Below are 18,227 nucleotides of genomic sequence, written 5' to 3' on the forward strand. Positions count from 1 at the left end.
CATCGGCGGTCGTTTGGGAACCGACCCTACCGCTCCGGTTCCAGGCGCCGCCCCGTTGCTGATGTGCACCTCGCCCCGCCCACTCGGAGGCGTTAACGCACCTGTCTGGCTGATCGGGGTGCGGTAGGGTCGGTTCCCAAACGACCGCCGATAGGGTTTCCGCGTTCGGTGATGGCATGACCTTCGGCGGAGAGGGCTTTTGCTTGTGCCCGTGGTCATGCGTTACCGGGCGTTGACCTGCCATCGGCGGTCGTTTGGGAACCGACCCTACCGCTCCGGTTCCAAGCGCCGCCCCGATGCTGCTGTGCACCTCGCCGCCTCCGCTTCGCTGCGCGACAATACGCGCCTGCTTTTCCCTTCGTGTTCCATTGCCGAGTACGTAATGAGCGCCGACCGTTTCGTTTCACCCGACGATATCCGCAGCCTGTTCGCCCAGGCCATGTCCACCATGTACCGCACCGAAGTGCCGCTCTACGGCACCCTGGTCGACCTGGTGGCCGAGATCAACGATGCCGTGCTCACCGACAACCCGGCCCTGGCCGAGCAGCTCGAGCGCAATGACGAGCGCGCCCGCCTGGCCCAGGAACGCCACGGCGCCATCCGCGTCGGCACCGCCGACGAGCTCGCCACCCTGGGCCGCCTGTTCGCAGTGATGGGCATGTACCCGATCGGCTATTACGACCTCTCCGTGGCCGGCGTGCCGGTGCATTCCACCGCTTTCCGCCCACGTACCGCCTCGGCGCTGGCCGCCAACCCGTTCCGCGTGTTCACCTCGCTGCTGCGACTGGAACTGATCGAGGACGAAGCCCTGCGTGACGAAGCTGCACGCATCCTCGCGCGCCGCCGCATCTTCACCGACGACGCGCTGGCCCTCATCGCGCAGGCCGAACGCGACGGCGGCCTCGATGCAACCGACGCGCGCCGCTTCGTGCTGGCCGCGCTGGAAACCTTCCGCTGGCACAGCGATGCCACCGTCTCGCTGGCGACCTACAACGCGCTGAGCAACGCGCACCGGCTGGTGGCCGACGTGGTCAGCTTCCGCGGCCCGCACATCAACCACCTCACCCCGCGCACGCTGGACATCGACGCCGCCCAGGCCGGCATGCTCGCCCGTGGCATCGATGCCAAGGCCGTGGTCGAAGGCCCACCGCCGCGCCGCTGTCCGATCCTGCTGCGCCAGACCAGCTTCAAGGCGCTGGAAGAAACCGTGAACTTCCCGCACGGCGAGGGCGGCGATGCTGGCACCCACACCGCGCGCTTTGGCGAGATCGAACAGCGTGGCCTGGCGCTCACCCCGAAGGGCCGCGCGCTGTATGACCAGCTGCTGGCACAGGCGCGTGACGCCGGCGGTGCCGGCAGTACTGGCCAGGACTATGCAACGCGCCTGGCCGCGGCGTTCACTGCCTTCCCCGACGACCACGACACCCTGCGCCGCGAAGGGCTGGGCTACTACCGCTACGCCCTCACCGACGCGGGCCGCGCCGACCCGGCCGCAGTGGGCGACCTGCCGGCCGATGCACTGGTGGCCGCGGGGCTGGCAAGTGCCGACCCGATCGTCTACGAGGATTTCCTGCCGGTCAGTGCCGCGGGTATTTTCCAGTCCAACCTGGGCGGGGAAGAGCAGCGCGCCTACGCCGCGCACGCCAACCGCGATGCGTTCGAGCAGGCGCTGGGCATGAAGGTGGAGGATGAGTTCGTGATTTACGAACGCCTGCAGAACGAGTCGCTCGACAGCCTGCGCGGTTGATTGAACGGGGCGGCCCGTTGAATCAGCTCGATGCGGATGCGAAACCGGTAGGGTCGCATTCCAATCGACGATGTGCATGGATGCACGAGTGGCGCGGCCGCAGGATGCGGAGGAGCGCCCCGCCGTGGAATGTTCCGCGTTCGGTTGTGGCATGAATCACGGCGGGGACGGCGGTTGTTTTTTGCCCGAGGTCATGCGTTACCGGACGTTGCACCGTCATGGGCGGTCGTTTGGGAACCGACCCTACCACGCGCATTGCGATTGAATAACGTAACCGCGGCGCATTGCGATCTAATAACGTAAAAAAAACGCCGGGAAATTCCCGGCGTCTTCATTGCACCCCATCAAATCTTCATCGTGCCCGTCTCCAACCACCGCTGGTGCCACGACAACGCTTCCGGCAACAGGTGTGGGGTGTGCTTGCCGTAACTATCCCGGCTCGCCCGCTCGAAATAATCGTTCAACTGGTCGCGGAAATCCGGGTGCGCGCAGTTATCAATCACCGCACGCGCGCGCTTGCGCGGCGGCAGCCCGCGCAGATCCGCCAAGCCCTGCTCGGTCACGATCACCGACACATCGTGCTCGGTGTGGTCCACATGGCTCACCATCGGCACGATCGCGGAAATGGTGCCGTTCTTCGCCGTGGACGGGCTGAGGAACGCCGACAGGAATCCGTTGCGCGCGAAATCGCCCGAGCCGCCAATGCCGTTCATGATCCGCGTGCCCATCACGTGGGTGGAATTGACGTTGCCGTACAGATCCACCTCGATCATCCCGTTCATGCCGATGCAGCCCAGGCGGCGCACCAGTTCCGGATGGTTGGAAATCTCCTGCGTGCGCATGATGATGCGCTCGCGGTAGAAATCGATGTGCTCCTTGAACGTCTCATTGGCCTGCGGGCTCAGCGCGAACCCGGTGCACGAGGCGTAGCTCAGCACCCCGTCGCGCAGCAGGTCCAGCATGCCGTCCTGGATCACCTCGGTAAACGCGCTCAGGTCGCGGAAGCCGCTCTTTCCCAGCCCCGCCAGCACTGCATTGGGAATGTTGCCCACGCCGCTCTGCAGCGGCAGCAGGTTGGCCGGCAGGCGGCCGCGCGCCACCTCGTGCTGCAGGAACTCGATCAGGTAGGCGGCAATCTGCTCGCTGGTCTGGTCGATCGGGCTGAACGGGCTGTTGCGGTCGGGTCCGTTGGTGCGCACCACCGCCACGATCTTGTCCGGATCGCAGCGCAGCGCGGTTTCACCGATGCGGTCGTTGCCGTGGATCAGCGGAATCGGCTTGCGATGCGGCGGCAGCGCGGTGCCGTAGTAGATGTCGTGCATGCCGTCCACACCGGCCGGCTGCCATTCGTTGACCTCGACGATCACCTTCTTCGCCAGGTCCAGCCAGGTCTTGTTGTTGCCCACCGAGGTGGAGGGCACCAGCGAACCGTCTTCGCGGATCGCGGAAACCTCGATCACCGCCGTATCGATCTCGCCATAGAACCCGAACCACACATGCTGGGCCACGTGGCTGAGATGGATGTCGATGTAGTCCAGCAGGCCGGCGTTGATGCGGTTGCGCGCGTCCGGGTCGCTCTGGAACGGCATGCGCATGGCGATGCCATCGGCCTTGGCCAGCGCGCCATCCAGTTCCGGCGCGGTGGAGGCACCGGTCATCAGGCTGATCTGGAAGGGCAGGTTGTCGGCGTGGAACGCCTCGATGCGCTGCGCCAGCGCCACCGGCACCGCCTTGGGGTAGCCCGAACCGGTGAAACCACTCATGGCCACCGTCTCACCCGGCTGGATCAGCGCGGCGGCGGCTTCGGCAGATACAACGCGAGCGCGCAGGCGCGCGTCGGCAATGCGATCAACGGACATGACGACTACGTTTTGTGGGGGATATTCATTATCCGCCATACCACCCCTGTGCCGGGTGCGACCAAGGTGGAATGGCGCTCTCCGGGTATATGAGCTCCTATTCAGTTAAATGAGGGCATCTGTACCCGTCAGTATTGTTTTGCAGTGCAGCGTGCAACTTGTTCGCGGAGCCTAGAAGATCGCCCTGCATCCCGACGTGGGGGAGGGAGCAGAGCCCGCTGGCAGTTCGCTGCAAGCGGGCTTTTTTATGCCTGAAATTCGGCAGATGCCCAATTCATTGAAGGGCACAACGCCATGCCGGACGGACGGCGGTGCCTTGGTAGGGTCGCATTCCAATCGACCGCCGTTGGATCACCCGCGTTCGATGGGGCATGACCTTGCGCGGGGAAGGTCTTTGTTTCTGCCAACGGTCATGCGTCACCGGGCGTTGACCCGTTATCGGCAGTCGTTTGGGAACCGACCCCACCGCACCGTGTCCGTGCCATTGGGGCGCCGCGCGCGGCCCCATGCATAATCGGTGTATGCCGATTCCTGCCGATGCCGTCCCCGCCGCCCTCGTCCCCTTGGTCGACCGCGCGCTCGCCCGCCTTGCGCTCAGCCTGAACGACTCAGGGTCCTGGCCGCCCCCGGAACCGGTCCTCGCCCAGCTCCGCCTGCTGGCCATCACCAGCGACTTCGCCATCGACACGCTGTGCCGGCAGCCTGCGCTCCTGTCGCAATTGACCCAAAACGACTGCCCGCCGCTGCCGCTTCCGGAACTCGATCCGCAGCAGCCGGCGGACTGGCCGGTGCGCCTGCGCCGCTACCGCACCGCCTGTTCCACGCGCCTGATCTGGCGCGACCTGGAAGGCCTGGACGACGTGCCCGCCACCCTCGCCGGGGCCACCCGCCTCGCCGAGGAATGCCTGGGCCTGGCGCTGGCCGCGCTGGAGCAGGAATTCGCCACCCGCCACGGCGTGGTCCGCGCCGCCGACGGCAGCGCCCAGCAGCTGGTGGTGTTCGGCCTGGGCAAGCTCGGCGGCGGCGAGCTCAATTTCAGTTCCGACGTCGACCTGGTCTACGCCTACCCGCAGGGCGGCGAATCCGACGGCGCGCGCCCGCTCGCGGCCGAGGAATACTTCGCCCGGCTCGGCCAGCGCCTCGCACGCCTGCTCGACGACACCACCGTGGACGGCTTCAGCCACCGCGTCGACCTGCGCCTGCGCCCGTTCGGCAGTGCCGGCCGCGTCGCGCTCTCCTTCGCCGGCATGGACCAGTACTTCCAGCGCGAAGGCCGCGACTGGGAGCGCTACGCCTGGCTCAAGGCGCGCGCCGTGGCCGGTGACATCGCCGCCGGCGAAGCCTGGCTGCAGTCCCTGCGCCCGTTCGTGTACCGCCGCTACCTCGACTTCACCGCGCTCGACGGCCTGCGCGAAATGAAGGCCGCGATCACCGCCGAAGTCTCGCGCCGCGACATGTTCGACGACATCAAGCGCGGCCCCGGCGGCATCCGCGAAATCGAGTTCCTCGCGCAGGCCCTGCAGCTCATCCGCGGCGGCCGCGAAGCCAGCCTGCGCGAGCGCCGCCTGCTGCACGCGCTGCCGGCGCTGGTCGCCTGCGGGCAGATGGCCGCACAGGACGGCGACGACCTGCTGCACGCCTACGGCTTCCTGCGCCGGCTGGAAAACCGCCTGCAGATGCTGCGCGACGCCCAGACCCACGCGCTGCCCGCCGACCCCACCGACCGCCTGCGCATCGCCTGCGGGTTGGGCTACGCGGACTGGGACGCGCTGGTGGCGGCGTTGGATGTGCAGCGCGAGCGAGTCAGCACCGAATTCGCCGCGCTGCTCGCGCCGCGTGCCGGGCAGGCCGCGCCGGATGCGCTGGCCAACTACTGGCGCGGCATGCCCGACCGGGGCGATGCCGAAGTCCTGGCCAACGCCGGCTTCCACGATCCCAATGGTGCCGACCAGTCCCTGCGCGACTTCGCCCAGTCACTGGGCGTGAAATCGCTCAGCGACACCGCCCGCGCACGCCTCGACCGCGTGCTGCCCGCCCTGCTGCACGCCGCCACCCGCTCGCCGCAGCCCGACGCCGCGCTCAAGCGCGTGCTCGGCCTGCTGCAGGCCATCCTGCGCCGCACCAGCTACCTGGCGCTGCTCGACGAACAACCCAGCGCGCTGTCGCGGCTGGTCGACGTGCTCGCGCGCAGCGCGCTGCTGGCAGAGCGCATCGCCGCCTACCCGTTGCTGCTGGACGAACTGCTCGACGTGCGCGTCTCCGGCCCCATGCCCGACGCCGCCGCCATGCAGGCCGAGTGCGATGCCGCCCTGGCCGTGGATGACCCGGAAGCCGCGCTGCGCCTGCTCAATGAAACCCGCCTCGCGCTGAGCTTCCGCATGGCCTTGGCCACGCTGGACGGCCGCCAGCGCGCCGTGGACAGCACCCGCCAGCTCGCCCAGCTTGCGCAGGCCGTGGTGGTCACCGCGCTGGCGATGGCGGATGCGGACATGCGCCGCGCGCACGGCGAAGTGCCCGGTGGTCGATTCGCGATCATCGGCTACGGCAGCCTGGGCGGTCTGGAGCTGGGCTTCGGCTCGGACCTGGACCTGGTGTTCCTGCACGACCACCCGGCCGACCAGGACAGCAGCAACGGCGCGCGCCCGCTGGATCCGGGTCGCTGGTACGCGCGCCTGGCGCAGAAGGTGATGGCGCTGCTCGGCGCGGTCACCGCCGCCGGCCGCCTGTACGACATCGACGTGCGCCTGCGCCCGGACGGCGGCAAGGGCTCGCTGGTGTCCTCGCTGGCCAGCTATACCGAATACCAGCGCGAGCGCGCCTGGACCTGGGAACACCAGGCGCTGGTGCGCGCGCGCGGGATTGCCGGCGACGCCACCCTGCTGGCCGACTTCGAACGGATCCGCGCCACCACTCTGGCGAAACCGCGCGAACGCGACGTGCTGTTCGCCGACGTCATCAAGATGCGCGGCCGCATGCGCACCGAACTGGACCGCAGCGACGCCGCGCGCTGGGACCTGAAGCAGGGCGCCGGCGGCATCGTGGACCTCGAGTTCCTGCTGCAGACCGGCGTGCTCGACAGCGCAGCCACCAACCCGCAGGTAGTGGAACCGCGCGACACCCCAAGCCTGATCGACCAGCTCGCCAGCATCGCCTGGCTGCCGGGCGGCACCCGCGAGGCGCTGCACGAAGCGCACGCCGCGTTGCTGGACGTGGGATTGGCGTGCACGCTGGACAGGAGGCCGCGATTGGCGGTGCCAACGCCCCCCCTGGAAGAAGCGCAGCGCGTCATCACCGCAGCCTGCGAAGCGGCAGAATTGCCGTTCGGTAGGGTCGGTTCCCAAACGACCGCCGATAGCGGTTCAACGTTCGGTAACGCATGACCCGGACCAAAGCAAACGCCGTCCCCGACGATGTTCATGCCGCAACCGAACGCGGAACACCTAACGGCGGTCGATAGGGATGCGACCCCACCGGCGCTGCTCCATCGCAACGAGCCTGGACCCATCAATCCGCACGGAAATGCCTTCCGGTAGGGTCGGTTCCCAAACGACCGCCGATAGCGGTTCAACATTCGGTAACGCATGACCCCGGGCAAAAACAAAAGCCGTCCCCGACGACGTTCATGCCACAACCGAACGCGGAAAACGTAACGGCGGTCGATAGGGATGCGACCCTACCGGTACTCCATCGTTACGTGCCTGCACCCATCACGCCGTACGCGGCGCCATCTTCCACAGCAACGCGCGGAACGGCGCCAGCAGGAACACGCCGATGGCCAGCTTCACCGCCAGGTCGCCCGCTGCCCAGCTCACCCACGGCAAGCTCGAGCCGGCAAACGCAATGCTCCAGAAAATTGTGGTATCCAACGTCGCACTGCACGTGGTCGCCACCATCGGCGCGCGCCACCAATGCCCGCGCCGCAACCGATCAAACACGGTGATATCCAGCAGCTGCGCGGCGATGAACGCCAGGCACGAGGCCACCGCAATGCGCGGTGTGGCGATCCAGATCGACAGCACCACCGCCAACGCAAACCCGGCCCATGCCACCCTGCGTGCCGCTGCGGGACCAAACCGGCGGTTGATCAGGTTGCTCACCAGGAACGCCACCGGGTAGCTGAAGGCGCCCCAGGTCAGCCAGTCGTTGATCGGGTACTGCACCAGCACGTTCGAGCCCAGCACCACCGCACCCATGGCCAGCACCGCCAGCAGCAGCGAGCGCGGGGTCAACGGAGCGAACACGATGTCAGGGCGCGCGGTCATGGCGTACCAGGGGCAGGGCAGGGAAGCCGCGGATTATCCCCGCTCCGCGCCCCCGCAGCCACCCCGCGCTATTCACCTGACGATTCGGCCCAATCTAATGATTCATCTCATCAATCGGCCCGGCCAAGGCGATCCACCTCACCGATCGGCCCGACGCAACGATCCACCCCACCAACCGGCTCGACGCAACGATCCATCTCACGGGCCGCCCCGACGCAATGAACCCCCGTAGAGCCGGGCTCTGCCCGGCTGCTCTGCTACCATCGCTCGCTGGAACTACTCGCCGCCGCATCCGCCGTCGGCAAAAACGCCAGCGCCGTGCCCTGCGCATCGGCCACCATCCACCCGGCACCGGCCTCGGTGGGCGTGAAGGCCAACACATCGCCGACCTTCAGCGCCTGTGCCGGACTGTCATCCCGCGCAGGCCACTGCACCACGGCCAGGTCGGCAGGTGCCTCCGGGTTCTTCAATGCCACCTGGTACGCACCATCGGCCTGCCGCTCCACCTTCTCCACGGTGAGCGGCGGCAACGGACCGGCCTTCGTGCCAACGGTGCCAGTCCCCTTGCCCTTGACCGCGCTGCGCCGTTCCGAACCCTTCGCCGACCCCTTGAACCCCGCCGCCGTCAGCCAGATCGGCGCGGTAACCACGGCGATGCTCACGTAAGCACTGAGCGCCGCGTAGCTCACCGACTGCTGGCTCGGGGTGAAGTGCTGCGCACCGGCCTGCGGTGCGGCAATGGCCACGCTCAATGCCACGGCCAGGATCGAATAACGCTTCATGCCAACTCCTTCTGCAAAGGCGGTACCGGCAGCATGCCGGCATCGCAAAAAATCGTCAGGGCTTCGGTGCCGCCATCCCCGCCACCGGCACATGCGCCACGCTCAACTCCTGCGCCAGCGCCCCGCGCTTCTGCAGGAAATCAAACACCGATTCCACCGTTACCACCGAATAATTCCCGGAAACGCGCTCGCTGGCCGGGTGGTCGGTAGTGGCTGCATTGGCCGAGAAGAACCGCGCCCCCAACCGCTTGCCCACCCCGATATGCAACGAACTGGGCTGGTACATCTGCTCCTTCAACCACGTCTGCACCTGCGCGCGTCGCACCAGCAACGTGCCATCGCGCGACTGTGCGATCGCCGCCGCCAGCACCTCCAGCACCCACTGGTTGGAGTTCTGGTATTCATCGCTGAAGGGATAGGCCACCACGCTGTAACGCGGTTCGTGCAGCGCCTTGGCCTGGATCGCGGGCGGCGTCAGCATCGTTTTCAACGCCGCGCGAACGGCCGGCGTCGGCACGCCCACGCGCAGGTCGGTATGCGTGCCGGTTTCGCCGATGAAGTTGCTCAGGCCCTCGCGGAACAACGTGGATTCGGATGACTTGCAGCGGTTGAGCAGATGCACCGTGCGCCAGCTGCCGTCGTCCTCGCGCACCGCGAAGGCCAGATGGCTGTGGCGCAGGCCGTACCGGCTGAGATCCTGGCCCCCGCGCGCGATGATCACTGCATCGACGTCGTCCAATGCTTCCAGGGCTTCATCGGCGCGCTGCGCCACATCGAACATCGATGCCAGCGCGGCCGGGGTGGGGTGGCGCTCCATGCACTCGGGCTGTTGCGATTGGGCCTGGGCCAGTGGGGCGGCCAGCCAAAGAACCGCGCACAGCAGTGCGGGCAGCGCGATGCGCTTGATGGGCGGTGCGGGGCAGGGCAGGTCCATTGCAGTTCAGTCTCCGGCGGTACGGGGCCGCGCGGGCATCATAGCCGTATCAGGCTGTGTGCCGACCAACGGTCGGCGCTACCGGGGTGCGGCAACGGCGGCGTGGTGACACCCCACGGGTGTCATCGCAGACCCAGACCACCCCGCATCATCCCCCCGTTCACCGGCTCAACTCCCGCGCACAGGGCTCACTCACAGGTATCGGCGGATCCTCCGGCCAGCGCTCTTTCTTCTGCGCGTCCGTGCGCGGCGGCTGGTTGCGATACGCGGTGAGCTCCTTGTGGCAGCTCCACGACACCGCGTCCTGCCCGGTGGGCATGCTTGAACACCCCATCAACAACAGGACCAAAAATCCCAACACCGCACTACGCATGCGCATCCTCCCTCCCTGGTGAATCTCGAATCTACCGCATCGTCGCCGCATCGGCAGCCACGCACACACCGCCGTCAGGCGCGGATACCGAACGCCTCGCGCACCTGCGCAGCAACGCGCCCGGTTTCGCGCAACGGTTCAATCGGGCCCACGCAGCTCCAATCCAGCCAGCGTTCCTGCAAGCGCCCACGCGCGCGCAGCGCCTGCTGGAACTGCACCATACGCCCCTGCGCCTGCTGTTCCAGCGCCACCGCTACCGGCAGGCGCGTGCCGCAGGCTTCGGACAGCAGGTTCACCGAATCGGGCGATACCACCACCCGGTCGGCCCAGCCCAGCAGCCCCGCGTACGGGTTCACCCCGTCGCCGCCATCGCCCCAGATCACATGCGGCACATCGGCGAACGCACTGCGCAACACCCCCACCAGCGCCGGCGGCGTGCGCCGCGACGTGGTGGCCAGCAGGCTGCCGCCCTCCGCGCGCAGCTGGTCGGCCAGCTGCTGGAAGACCTTCACCATGTCCGGCTCGTGCCACGGCGCGTGCGGGGTCGGCCCGCCTACCAGCAGCGCCGTACGCGGCCCGGGCAGCTCGCCGAAACCGGCAAATGCCGCACGGCCCACCGCAAGCCAGTCATCGTCCACCGGGTTCAAGCTGCCCAGCAGGGTGAGCACGTTGCTGCCGCGCAGGCGGTCGTGCTCGGGCACCACCAGCAGGTCCCAATGGCGCGTGCCCAGCCGCGGATCCAGGATCTGCACCACGTTGCTGCCACGCCGGCGCAGTTCGCGCAGCGCCCCGGCCGCCTGGCGGCCACAGCCCACCGCCAGCTGCGGCGGTTGCGCAGTCAATGACGCGAATGCCTCGCCGTAGCCCCCGGCCATGCCCGGCAGCCAGCGCGGCGCCGCCCACTTCCACGGCGCGCGCGGCAACAACACCAGCGGCCGATGCACCCCCAGCTTCAGTGCCGTGGCCAGCGCCACCGCCTGCCGGACATTGCCGGCGCGGCCGTCAGTGATCGTCCAGGGCGGACTCCATCGTTTCACGTGTGGCATTAATTCGTTTCAATAAGGCTGGGTGTTGCAACAGTCGCGACACTCTACACTGCGAACCTTCGCCGGCCGCCGCTGCCCTTAAGGTAGCGCACGGTGAACAGGATTCCCTTTCTACTGGAGGCTTCATGTCCAACGTGCTCAACGATGCTGCGCTCGACCAGTTGTTCCGTACCGCCCGTACCCAGAACGCCTTCCTCGACAAGCCGGTGGAAGACGACCAGCTCAAGGCGCTGTACGACCTGCTGAAGTGGGGCCCCACCGCCGCCAATGGCAGCCCGGCGCGCTTCGTGTTCGTGAAGTCCGCCGAAGCCAAGGCCAAGCTGGCCCCCGCGCTGTCCGAAGGCAACCACGACAAGACCCTGGCCGCGCCGGTCACCGTGATCATCGGCTTCGACGAAGACTTCCACGAAAAGCTGCCGTACCTGTTCCCGCACACCGACGCCAAGGCCTGGTTCGACGGCCCGCGCGAAGGCCGCCACGAATCGGCGTTCCGCAACGGCAGCCTGCAGGGTGCCTACCTGATCCTGGCCGCGCGCGCGCTGGGCCTGGACGCTGGCCCGATGAGCGGTTTCGACCCGGCCAAGGTCGACGAAGCCTTCTTCAAGGGCACCACCATCAAGTCGAATTTCCTGGTCAATCTGGGTTACGGTGATTCTTCGGGCCTGTTCCCGCGCCTGCCTCGCCTGTCCTTCGACGAAGCGGCCCGCATCGCCTAAGCGTTTCCGCCGAAGAGAACGGCCTGGCGCCGTTCTCGACGTCGCGCAGTGACGGCCCGAAGGGTATGCACCCCGCTGGCCGGTACCATTGGCCTGTCCCTGCGGACGGGCTGTTGCACCCCTTCCTGTGTTCCCTTCCCATTCGAGAGAGAGACCTGCCATGACCGTGACCCGCAAACTGCTGCTGCCGTTGGCCCTGACCCTGGCCATCGCCGCCTGCTCCAAGCCGGCTGAAGAAACCGCAGCTCCGGCCGCCGACGCCACCCCGGCCGCTGCCGCCACCGCACCGGCCGAAACGGCTGCTGCCCCGGCCGCCGCCCCGGCTGCCGACGCCATCCAGATCGCCTCGGGCACCTACAAGCTCGACCCGAGCCACACCGACGTGCTGGCCCAGTGGAGCCACTTCGGCTTCTCGCACCCGACCGCGCACTTCGGCTCGGCCGAAGGCACCCTGGTGTATGACGCCGCCGACGTGACCAAGAGCACCGTGGAAGTGAAGCTGCCGCTGACCGGCCTGAACAGCTTCACCGCCAAGTTCGACGAACACCTGCGCAGCGCCGACTTCTTCGACGCCGCCAAGTTCCCGGCCGCCACCTTCAAGAGCACCAAGGTGGAAGCTGCCGGCACCAACAAGTTGAAGGTTACCGGCGACCTGACCATCAAGGACATCACCAAGCCGGTGACCCTGGACGTGACCGTCAACGGCGGCGGCGAGCACCCGATGGCCAAGGTGCCGGCGGCTGGTTTCGACGCCACCACCACCATCAAGCGCAGCGACTTCGGCGTGGGCGCCTACGCCCCGAACGTGAGCGACGAAGTGAACATCCGCATCACCACCGAAGCCACCGGCGAAAAGCCGGCTGCCTAAGCGGTAACGATGTTGAACGCAAAAATCCCGCCGAAAGGCGGGATTTTTGTTTGTGCGCCGCGCGACGGGATAACGGATCTCAGCACCGGACAGGGTGCTGCATCGGTAGGGTCGGTTCCCAAACGACCGCACGTAACGGCACACCGTCCGGTAACGCATGACCTGTACCGAAACAACCGCCGTCCCACCCCCCACAGCCTCACACCGTAGCGATCTTCACCAACCACCCGGTAGCAAAATCCGTAGGCAACCGCCGCGCAGGCGCAGTCAACCCGCTCTCCCGCAAAAACACATGCGTAGCCTGTGCGAAATTCTGCCGCGCAATCAACGCCGTCTGCTTCACCGCACCCTGCTGCTTGCGCAGCTGCACGATCTGCAGGCTCGGCTTCCCCGGCAGCGCGTACTTCTGGTAACGGCGCAGCTCATCGGCCACCAGCGTGATATCCGCATTGGCCTGCACCAGCGCCAACTGCGCCCGTGCCAGCGGCAACACCGCCTCGCGCATCGGCACCGTGGCCAGCGGCGCGGCAGTGGCCAGCGCTGCATCCAGCGCGGGATCAGCACGCTCCAGGCGCGCGATCAGATCGGCCAGAGCCGGAAGAGAAGCTGCTTGCATCGAAAGTGGGCCGGGCAAAACGCGATTGTCGCATGGGGCGGGTCACGACCAACGGTCGTGACCTACCGGGGTTTGCGGACAACCGCGCGTTTGCAGGGCACGGGGTGCGCCGCCCGTCCACACAGGTCCGGGAACCCACCGGGGCCGGAACGCACCCCGGGGCCGGAACGCACCCGGGGTCGGAACGCACCCGGGGCCGGAACGCACCCGGGGCCGGAACGCCAGCCGGGGCCGGAACGCCAGCCGGGGCCGGAACGCCACCCGGTAGCGCCGGCCGTTGGCCGGCCCACGCAGCGTCCCATCGTCCCAAACACCGAAACCGCAGCTGCGCCGGCTGGGCTGCCCTTCGTCGGGGTTCCCACGGCCGGCCAACGGCCGGCGCTACCGGGTGGCGTTCCGGCGGCACCGGCCCACCGCGGTAGCGCACGACCGTTGGTCGTGCGGGCGCCAACGGCGCGCGCCTCAATCCCCCTCATGCCCCGCATGCGCCTTCCAATACCCCTTCGAGCGGATCCACTCCTTCGGCACCCCCAGGTGCCCCTCGATGTACTTCCGCATCATCCGCGCCCGGCGCGACTCCGCGGCAATCCAGTAGAACGTATCGCCCTCCGGCTCCTCGAAATCCGTCAGCACATCCTCCAGCAACGTACTGTTGGCCGCATCAAACCCATTGCGCTCCAACCACGACACCCGGATCCGCTCATCCTCAGGCAACGCCTGCCGATCCTCCGCCTCAGGAATCTCGATATACACCTCCGCCCGCGCCTGCTCCGGCAGCGTCTCCAACCAGCGCCCGATCGCCGGCAGCGCGGTCTCATCGCCAAACAGCACATACGTATCGAAATCATCCGCCGTAATGTGCGACCCACGCGGCCCACCCACCGCAATCGCATGCCCCGGCTGCGCATTGGCCGCCCAGCGCGACGCCACCCCGTCGCCGTGCATCACGAAGTCGATGGCCAGCTCGTTGCTCTCCAGATCCCACCAGCGCGGCGTGTAATCGCGCGCAGGGGAGGGCAGCTGGCCCTCCGGATACCGCGGGCCTTCCGGCGTCATCGTCGGCACCACGAACTGGCCTTCCTCGTTCGGGAAGAACAGCTTCACGTGGTCATCCGGCGAAGGCGAATCGAAACCCTCCAGCGCCGCACCGCCCACGATCACCCGGCGCATGCACGGGCTGATCTCCTCGGTGCGCAGCACCTCCAGCGGGCGGAACTTCACGGTGTGGCGCACCAGTTTGTTTTCATGCAGAGCCATGGCGATGTACCTGTTTCAATGCCGCCGCAGCGGCGTATGGGGGAAAGACCTGGCTGGCGCGAAGCGGGCGGGGTCGAAAGGGAATAGAGGGGGAGTCAGCGCCCGAGCGCGCGGATCCGCGCAGCGGCCTCGCCCAGCGCCTGGGCAACCGCCGCCGCGTTGTCGTCCTGCCAATGCGCGTGGTGCAGGCCCAGCGCCTGCTTCAGCTCACGCAGCGCATCGCGCACCACCGGCGGCAGGTTGGCCTTGGCGATCATGCGCGCGCTGTGCCGCACCCGCTGCATCGCCGCGTCCACCTCCGCGCGCTGCGCCGCCAGCTCGGCCTGGCCCAGCGCCGTGAGCTGGTAGCGCTTGCGCCCGGCCTCTTCCAGCGCCGTCACCCAGCCCGCAGCCTCGAACTGCCCCAGCACCGGGTAGATCGCGCCCGCACTGGGCGTATACACCCGCACGAACATCTCGCTGATGCACTGGATCAGCTCATAGCCATGGCGCGGCTGCGCCGCCAGCAGCGAAAGCACCAGCAGGCGCAGGTCGCCCCGGCTGAGCGGGCGGGAGGTAAGCGGACGGGCAGTCCCATCCAGATCACGCGAGGGAGTCATTTCGATATATCGAATGAAGTGAGCAAACGATATATCGAAATCGATCACCCGTGTAGAGCCACGCCCTGCGTGGCTGCGCAATCGTTCAGCAAACCGGTGAGCTTCGGATGGTCTGCGTGCAGCCACGCAGGGCGTGGCTCTACGCCCGGTTGCCCACCACAACGGTACGTCTCCCAGGTGGAACACTCCGCTGGTCGCAGGCCATTCAATGACAGCGCTAGCCAACGCGACCCCACAAAAACGGGCCCCGCATCAACCTCAAGCCGCCCGTGGAACCCCGCAACCACCTCCCCACACTGTCGCGCAATGTCCCCAAGACACAACGCCACCTCTTCCATACGCACCCGTAGCGAAGTAAGCAAACCCATTGGTGCGCTACACTTTGCGGCTAGAAATCAAAAACAGTCGCGCGCGTGCGTGCGGTCATGGGAGCGCTAATGAACTGGTTGAACGAGGTGCTGAACAACGACCCGAATCCTGTGGAAACCCAGGAATGGATCGAGTCGCTGAAGGCCGTTATTGATGTCGAGGGCCCTGAGCGCGCGCATCAACTGTTGGAAGGCATGGTGGAACTCACCCGTCGTTCGGGTGCTTACCTGCCGTTCTCTCCCACCACCGAGTACGTGAACACCATCGCGCCGAACCTGGAGGCCAAGAGCCCGGGCAACGCCGAACTGGAATGGCGCATTCGTTCCATCATCCGCTGGAACGCCATGGCCACCGTGGTGCGCGCTAACCGCAAGCCGGGCGACCTGGGCGGCCACATCGCCAGCTTCGCCTCCGGTGCCACCCTGTACGACGTGGGCTTCAACCACTTCTGGCGCGCCCCCAGCGACAACCACCCCGGCGACCTGCTCTTCATCCAGGGCCACAGCGCCCCGGGCATCTATGCGCGTTCCTTCCTAGAAGGCCGCATCGACGAGCAGCAGCTGGACAAGTTCCGCATGGAAGTCGACGGCGGCGGCCTGTCCAGCTACCCGCACCCGTGGCTGATGCCGGACTACTGGCAGACCCCCACCGTGTCCATGGGCCTGGGCCCGCTGGCCGCCATCTACCAGGCGCAGTTCCTGCGTTACCTGGAAAACCGTGGCCTGATCGAGAAGTCCGACCGCAAGGTGTGGTGCTTCATCGGCGACGGCGAGAGCGACGAGCCGGAAACCCTCGGCGCCATCGCGCTGGCCGGCCGTGAAGGCCTGGACAACCTGATCTTCGTGGTCAACTGCAACCTGCAGCGCCTCGACGGCCCGGTGCGCGGCAACGGCAAGATCATCCAGGAGCTGGAAGGCGTGTTCCGTGGCGGCGGATGGAATGTCATCAAGCTGCTGTGGGGCGGTTACTGGGATGCCCTGCTGGCCAAGGACACCAACGGTGTGCTGCGCAAGCTGATGATGGAAACCGTCGACGGCGAATACCAGAACTGCAAGGCCTTCGGCGGCGCGTACACGCGCGAGCATTTCTTCGGCAAGTACCCGGAAACCGCCGCCATGGTCGCCGGTCTGTCCGACGACGACATCTGGCGCCTGAACCGTGGCGGCCACGACCCGCACAAGGTGTATGCCGCGTACCACGAAGCGGTGAACACCAAGGGCATGCCGACCGTGATCCTGGCCAAGACGGTCAAGGGCTACGGCATGGGCAGCGCCGGTGAAGCGCTGAACCCGACCCACCAGACCAAGAAGCTGGACGACGAAGCGGTGCGCCACTTCCGCGACCGCTTCAACATTCCGGTGACCGACGAGCAGCTCAAGGACGGCCAGGTGCCGTTCTACCACCCGGGCCCGGACTCGCCGGAAGTGCAGTACCTGCAGGAGCGCCGCGCCGCACTGGGCGGTTACCTGCCGCAGCGTCGCCGCAAGGCCACCAAGAGCTTCAACGCACCGAAGCTGGAAGCCTACGAGCGCCTGCTCAAGAGCAGCGGCGAGCGCAGCTACTCCACCACCATGGCCTTCGTGCAGAGCCTGAACATCACCCTGCGCGACAAGGAACTGGGCCCGCACATCGTGCCGATCGTGGCCGACGAAGCCCGTACGTTCGGCATGGAAGGCCTGTTCCGCCAGATCGGCATCTACGCCCCGTTCGGCCAGAAGTACAAGCCGGTCGACGCCGACCAGCTCATGTTCTACCGCGAAGACCAGAGCGGCCAGGTGCTGCAGCAGGGCATCAGCGAGCCGGGCGCCATCAGCTCCTGGATGGCCGCCGGTACCAGCTACTCGGTGTCCAACGTGCCGATGCTGCCGTTCTACATCTACTACAGCATGTTCGGCTTCCAGCGCGTGGGCGACATCGCCTGGCAGGCCGCCGACATGCGTACCCGCGGCTTCCTGCTCGGCGGCACCGCCGGCCGCACCACGCTGAACGGTGAAGGCCTGCAGCACGAAGATGGCCACAGCCATCTGGCCGCTGGCGGCATTCCGAACGTGCGCAGCTATGACCCCACCTTCGGCTTCGAAGTCACGGTCATCCTGCAGCACGGCACCAAGCGCATGATGGAAGACCAGGTAGACGAGTACTACTACCTGACCCTGATGAACGAAAACTACACCCACCCGGAAATGCCGGAAGGTGCGGCCGAAGGCATCGTCAAGGGCATGTACCTGCTCACCGACGCCGGCAAGCCGAAGAAGAACGAGCTGCGCGTGCAGCTGATGGGTTCGGGCACCATCCTGCGCGAAGCCATTGAAGCGGCCGCGCTGCTGGAGAAGGACTTCGGCGTTACCGCCGACATCTGGAGCTGCCCCAGCTACAACGAACTGCGCCGCGATGGTTTCGACGCCGAACGTTGGAACCGCCTGCACCCTGAAGAAACCCAGCGCAAGGCGTATGTGACCGAGCTGCTGGAAGACCGCCAGGGTCCCGTGATCGCCGCGACCGACTACGTGCGTGCGTATGCGGACCAGATCCGCGCGTTCGTGCCGGCTACGTTCACCGTGCTGGGTACGGATGGCTTCGGCCGTTCGGATACCCGTGCAAACCTGCGTCGCTTCTTTGAAGTGGACCGGTACTACATCGCGCATGCCGCGATTGCGGCACTGGCCAAGGACGGGAAGATGACCGGGAAGGATGTGGCCCGGGCTATCAAGCAGTACAAGATTGATCCTGAGAAGGCTAATCCTGTCGGGGTTTGATCGGCAGATTCACTTCACCTAGATCTGAAAGAGGGGGCCGATG

Annotated in this window: 13 protein-coding genes; 5 read left to right on the forward strand and 8 right to left on the reverse strand. The window is 67.0% G+C overall.

The annotated features are described in order from the left end of the window. Positions 1-382: 382 nt before the first annotated feature. On the forward strand, positions 383-1,747 hold the full coding sequence (gene hglS / locus FSZ13_RS15500; RefSeq protein ID WP_145481269.1) for a 2-oxoadipate dioxygenase/decarboxylase HglS: 1,365 nt from the start codon (positions 383-385) through the stop codon (positions 1,745-1,747). A 344-nt stretch (positions 1,748-2,091) separates the two neighbouring features. Here the strand turns inward: hglS and FSZ13_RS15505 are convergent, their stop codons facing one another. Next, positions 2,092-3,606, reverse strand: a complete 1,515-nt coding sequence (locus FSZ13_RS15505; RefSeq protein ID WP_145481271.1) for an acetyl-CoA hydrolase/transferase family protein — start codon at positions 3,604-3,606, stop codon at positions 2,092-2,094. Positions 3,607-4,127: 521 nt separating this feature from the next. Here FSZ13_RS15505 and glnE point away from each other — a divergent pair. Beyond that, on the forward strand, positions 4,128-6,986 hold the full coding sequence (gene glnE / locus FSZ13_RS15510) for a bifunctional [glutamate--ammonia ligase]-adenylyl-L-tyrosine phosphorylase/[glutamate--ammonia-ligase] adenylyltransferase (protein WP_145481272.1): 2,859 nt from the start codon (positions 4,128-4,130) through the stop codon (positions 6,984-6,986). Between the two features lie 327 nt (positions 6,987-7,313). Here glnE and FSZ13_RS15515 read toward each other — a convergent pair whose 3' ends face one another. The 4 genes from FSZ13_RS15515 to FSZ13_RS15530 all read right to left on the reverse strand — a co-directional run bounded on the left by FSZ13_RS15515 (position 7,314) and on the right by FSZ13_RS15530 (position 11,003). Next, positions 7,314-7,868 (reverse strand): queuosine precursor transporter, encoded by a 555-nt coding sequence (locus FSZ13_RS15515; protein WP_145481274.1) that lies wholly within the window; start codon positions 7,866-7,868, stop codon positions 7,314-7,316. A gap of 257 nt (positions 7,869-8,125) precedes the next feature. Further along, on the reverse strand, positions 8,126-8,650 hold the full coding sequence (locus FSZ13_RS15520) for a hypothetical protein (protein WP_145481276.1): 525 nt from the start codon (positions 8,648-8,650) through the stop codon (positions 8,126-8,128). Between the two features lie 55 nt (positions 8,651-8,705). Beyond that, the gene (locus tag FSZ13_RS15525; protein ID WP_145481278.1) at positions 8,706-9,584 is read right to left on the reverse strand and encodes a DUF2145 domain-containing protein; all 879 of its coding nucleotides are present in this window, start codon (positions 9,582-9,584) and stop codon (positions 8,706-8,708) included. 447 nt (positions 9,585-10,031) lie between these two features. After that, on the reverse strand, positions 10,032-11,003 hold the full coding sequence (locus FSZ13_RS15530; protein WP_145481280.1) for a mitochondrial fission ELM1 family protein: 972 nt from the start codon (positions 11,001-11,003) through the stop codon (positions 10,032-10,034). Positions 11,004-11,128: 125 nt separating this feature from the next. On the opposite strand from FSZ13_RS15530, the gene FSZ13_RS15535 reads away from it, so the two are divergent. Together FSZ13_RS15535 and FSZ13_RS15540 are read left to right on the forward strand one after the other, a co-directional pair. Next, positions 11,129-11,719: a malonic semialdehyde reductase gene (locus FSZ13_RS15535; protein WP_145481281.1), complete on the forward strand. Its 591-nt coding sequence runs from the start codon at positions 11,129-11,131 to the stop codon at positions 11,717-11,719. 160 nt (positions 11,720-11,879) lie between these two features. Further along, on the forward strand, positions 11,880-12,587 hold the full coding sequence (locus tag FSZ13_RS15540) for a YceI family protein (protein ID WP_145481283.1): 708 nt from the start codon (positions 11,880-11,882) through the stop codon (positions 12,585-12,587). 199 nt (positions 12,588-12,786) lie between these two features. On the opposite strand, the gene FSZ13_RS15545 is transcribed toward FSZ13_RS15540, so the two are convergent. From FSZ13_RS15545 to FSZ13_RS15555, 3 genes are all read right to left on the reverse strand, one after another. After that, positions 12,787-13,203 (reverse strand): hypothetical protein, encoded by a 417-nt coding sequence (locus FSZ13_RS15545; RefSeq protein ID WP_145481285.1) that lies wholly within the window; start codon positions 13,201-13,203, stop codon positions 12,787-12,789. 462 nt (positions 13,204-13,665) lie between these two features. Further along, entirely contained in the window at positions 13,666-14,460 is a 795-nt protein-coding gene (locus tag FSZ13_RS15550; RefSeq protein ID WP_145481286.1) for a siderophore-interacting protein, read from the reverse strand. Positions 14,461-14,555: 95 nt separating this feature from the next. Next, complete coding sequence (locus FSZ13_RS15555) at positions 14,556-15,059, reverse strand: PadR family transcriptional regulator (RefSeq protein WP_145481288.1); 504 nt, start codon at positions 15,057-15,059, stop codon at positions 14,556-14,558. Between the two features lie 437 nt (positions 15,060-15,496). Between FSZ13_RS15555 and aceE the strand changes: the two genes are divergently transcribed. Next, positions 15,497-18,184 (forward strand): pyruvate dehydrogenase (acetyl-transferring), homodimeric type, encoded by a 2,688-nt coding sequence (gene aceE / locus FSZ13_RS15560; RefSeq protein ID WP_145481290.1) that lies wholly within the window; start codon positions 15,497-15,499, stop codon positions 18,182-18,184. The last annotated feature ends 43 nt before the right edge of the window (positions 18,185-18,227 follow it).

The organism is Stenotrophomonas rhizophila, from assembly GCF_007667275.1.
Classification (GTDB): Bacteria; Pseudomonadota; Gammaproteobacteria; order Xanthomonadales; family Xanthomonadaceae; genus Stenotrophomonas; species Stenotrophomonas maltophilia_AE.

Excerpts from the sequence above, each read along its gene's own strand:
- FSZ13_RS15550 (WP_145481286.1), bottom strand. The coding sequence starts at position 14,460 with ATGGCTCTGCATGAAAACAAACTGGTGCGCCACACCGTGAAGTTCCGC.
- FSZ13_RS15555 (WP_145481288.1), bottom strand. The coding sequence starts at position 15,059 with ATGACTCCCTCGCGTGATCTGGATGGGACTGCCCGTCCGCTTACCTCC.
- FSZ13_RS15520 (WP_145481276.1), bottom strand. The coding sequence starts at position 8,650 with ATGAAGCGTTATTCGATCCTGGCCGTGGCATTGAGCGTGGCCATTGCC.
- FSZ13_RS15515 (WP_145481274.1), bottom strand. The coding sequence starts at position 7,868 with ATGACCGCGCGCCCTGACATCGTGTTCGCTCCGTTGACCCCGCGCTCG.
- FSZ13_RS15545 (WP_145481285.1), bottom strand. The coding sequence starts at position 13,203 with ATGCAAGCAGCTTCTCTTCCGGCTCTGGCCGATCTGATCGCGCGCCTG.
- FSZ13_RS15530 (WP_145481280.1), bottom strand. The coding sequence starts at position 11,003 with ATGCCACACGTGAAACGATGGAGTCCGCCCTGGACGATCACTGACGGC.
- FSZ13_RS15535 (WP_145481281.1), top strand. The coding sequence starts at position 11,129 with ATGTCCAACGTGCTCAACGATGCTGCGCTCGACCAGTTGTTCCGTACC.
- FSZ13_RS15525 (WP_145481278.1), bottom strand. The coding sequence starts at position 9,584 with ATGGACCTGCCCTGCCCCGCACCGCCCATCAAGCGCATCGCGCTGCCC.
- aceE (WP_145481290.1), top strand. The coding sequence starts at position 15,497 with ATGAACTGGTTGAACGAGGTGCTGAACAACGACCCGAATCCTGTGGAA.
- hglS (WP_145481269.1), top strand. The coding sequence starts at position 383 with ATGAGCGCCGACCGTTTCGTTTCACCCGACGATATCCGCAGCCTGTTC.
- glnE (WP_145481272.1), top strand. The coding sequence starts at position 4,128 with ATGCCGATTCCTGCCGATGCCGTCCCCGCCGCCCTCGTCCCCTTGGTC.
- FSZ13_RS15505 (WP_145481271.1), bottom strand. The coding sequence starts at position 3,606 with ATGTCCGTTGATCGCATTGCCGACGCGCGCCTGCGCGCTCGCGTTGTA.
- FSZ13_RS15540 (WP_145481283.1), top strand. The coding sequence starts at position 11,880 with ATGACCGTGACCCGCAAACTGCTGCTGCCGTTGGCCCTGACCCTGGCC.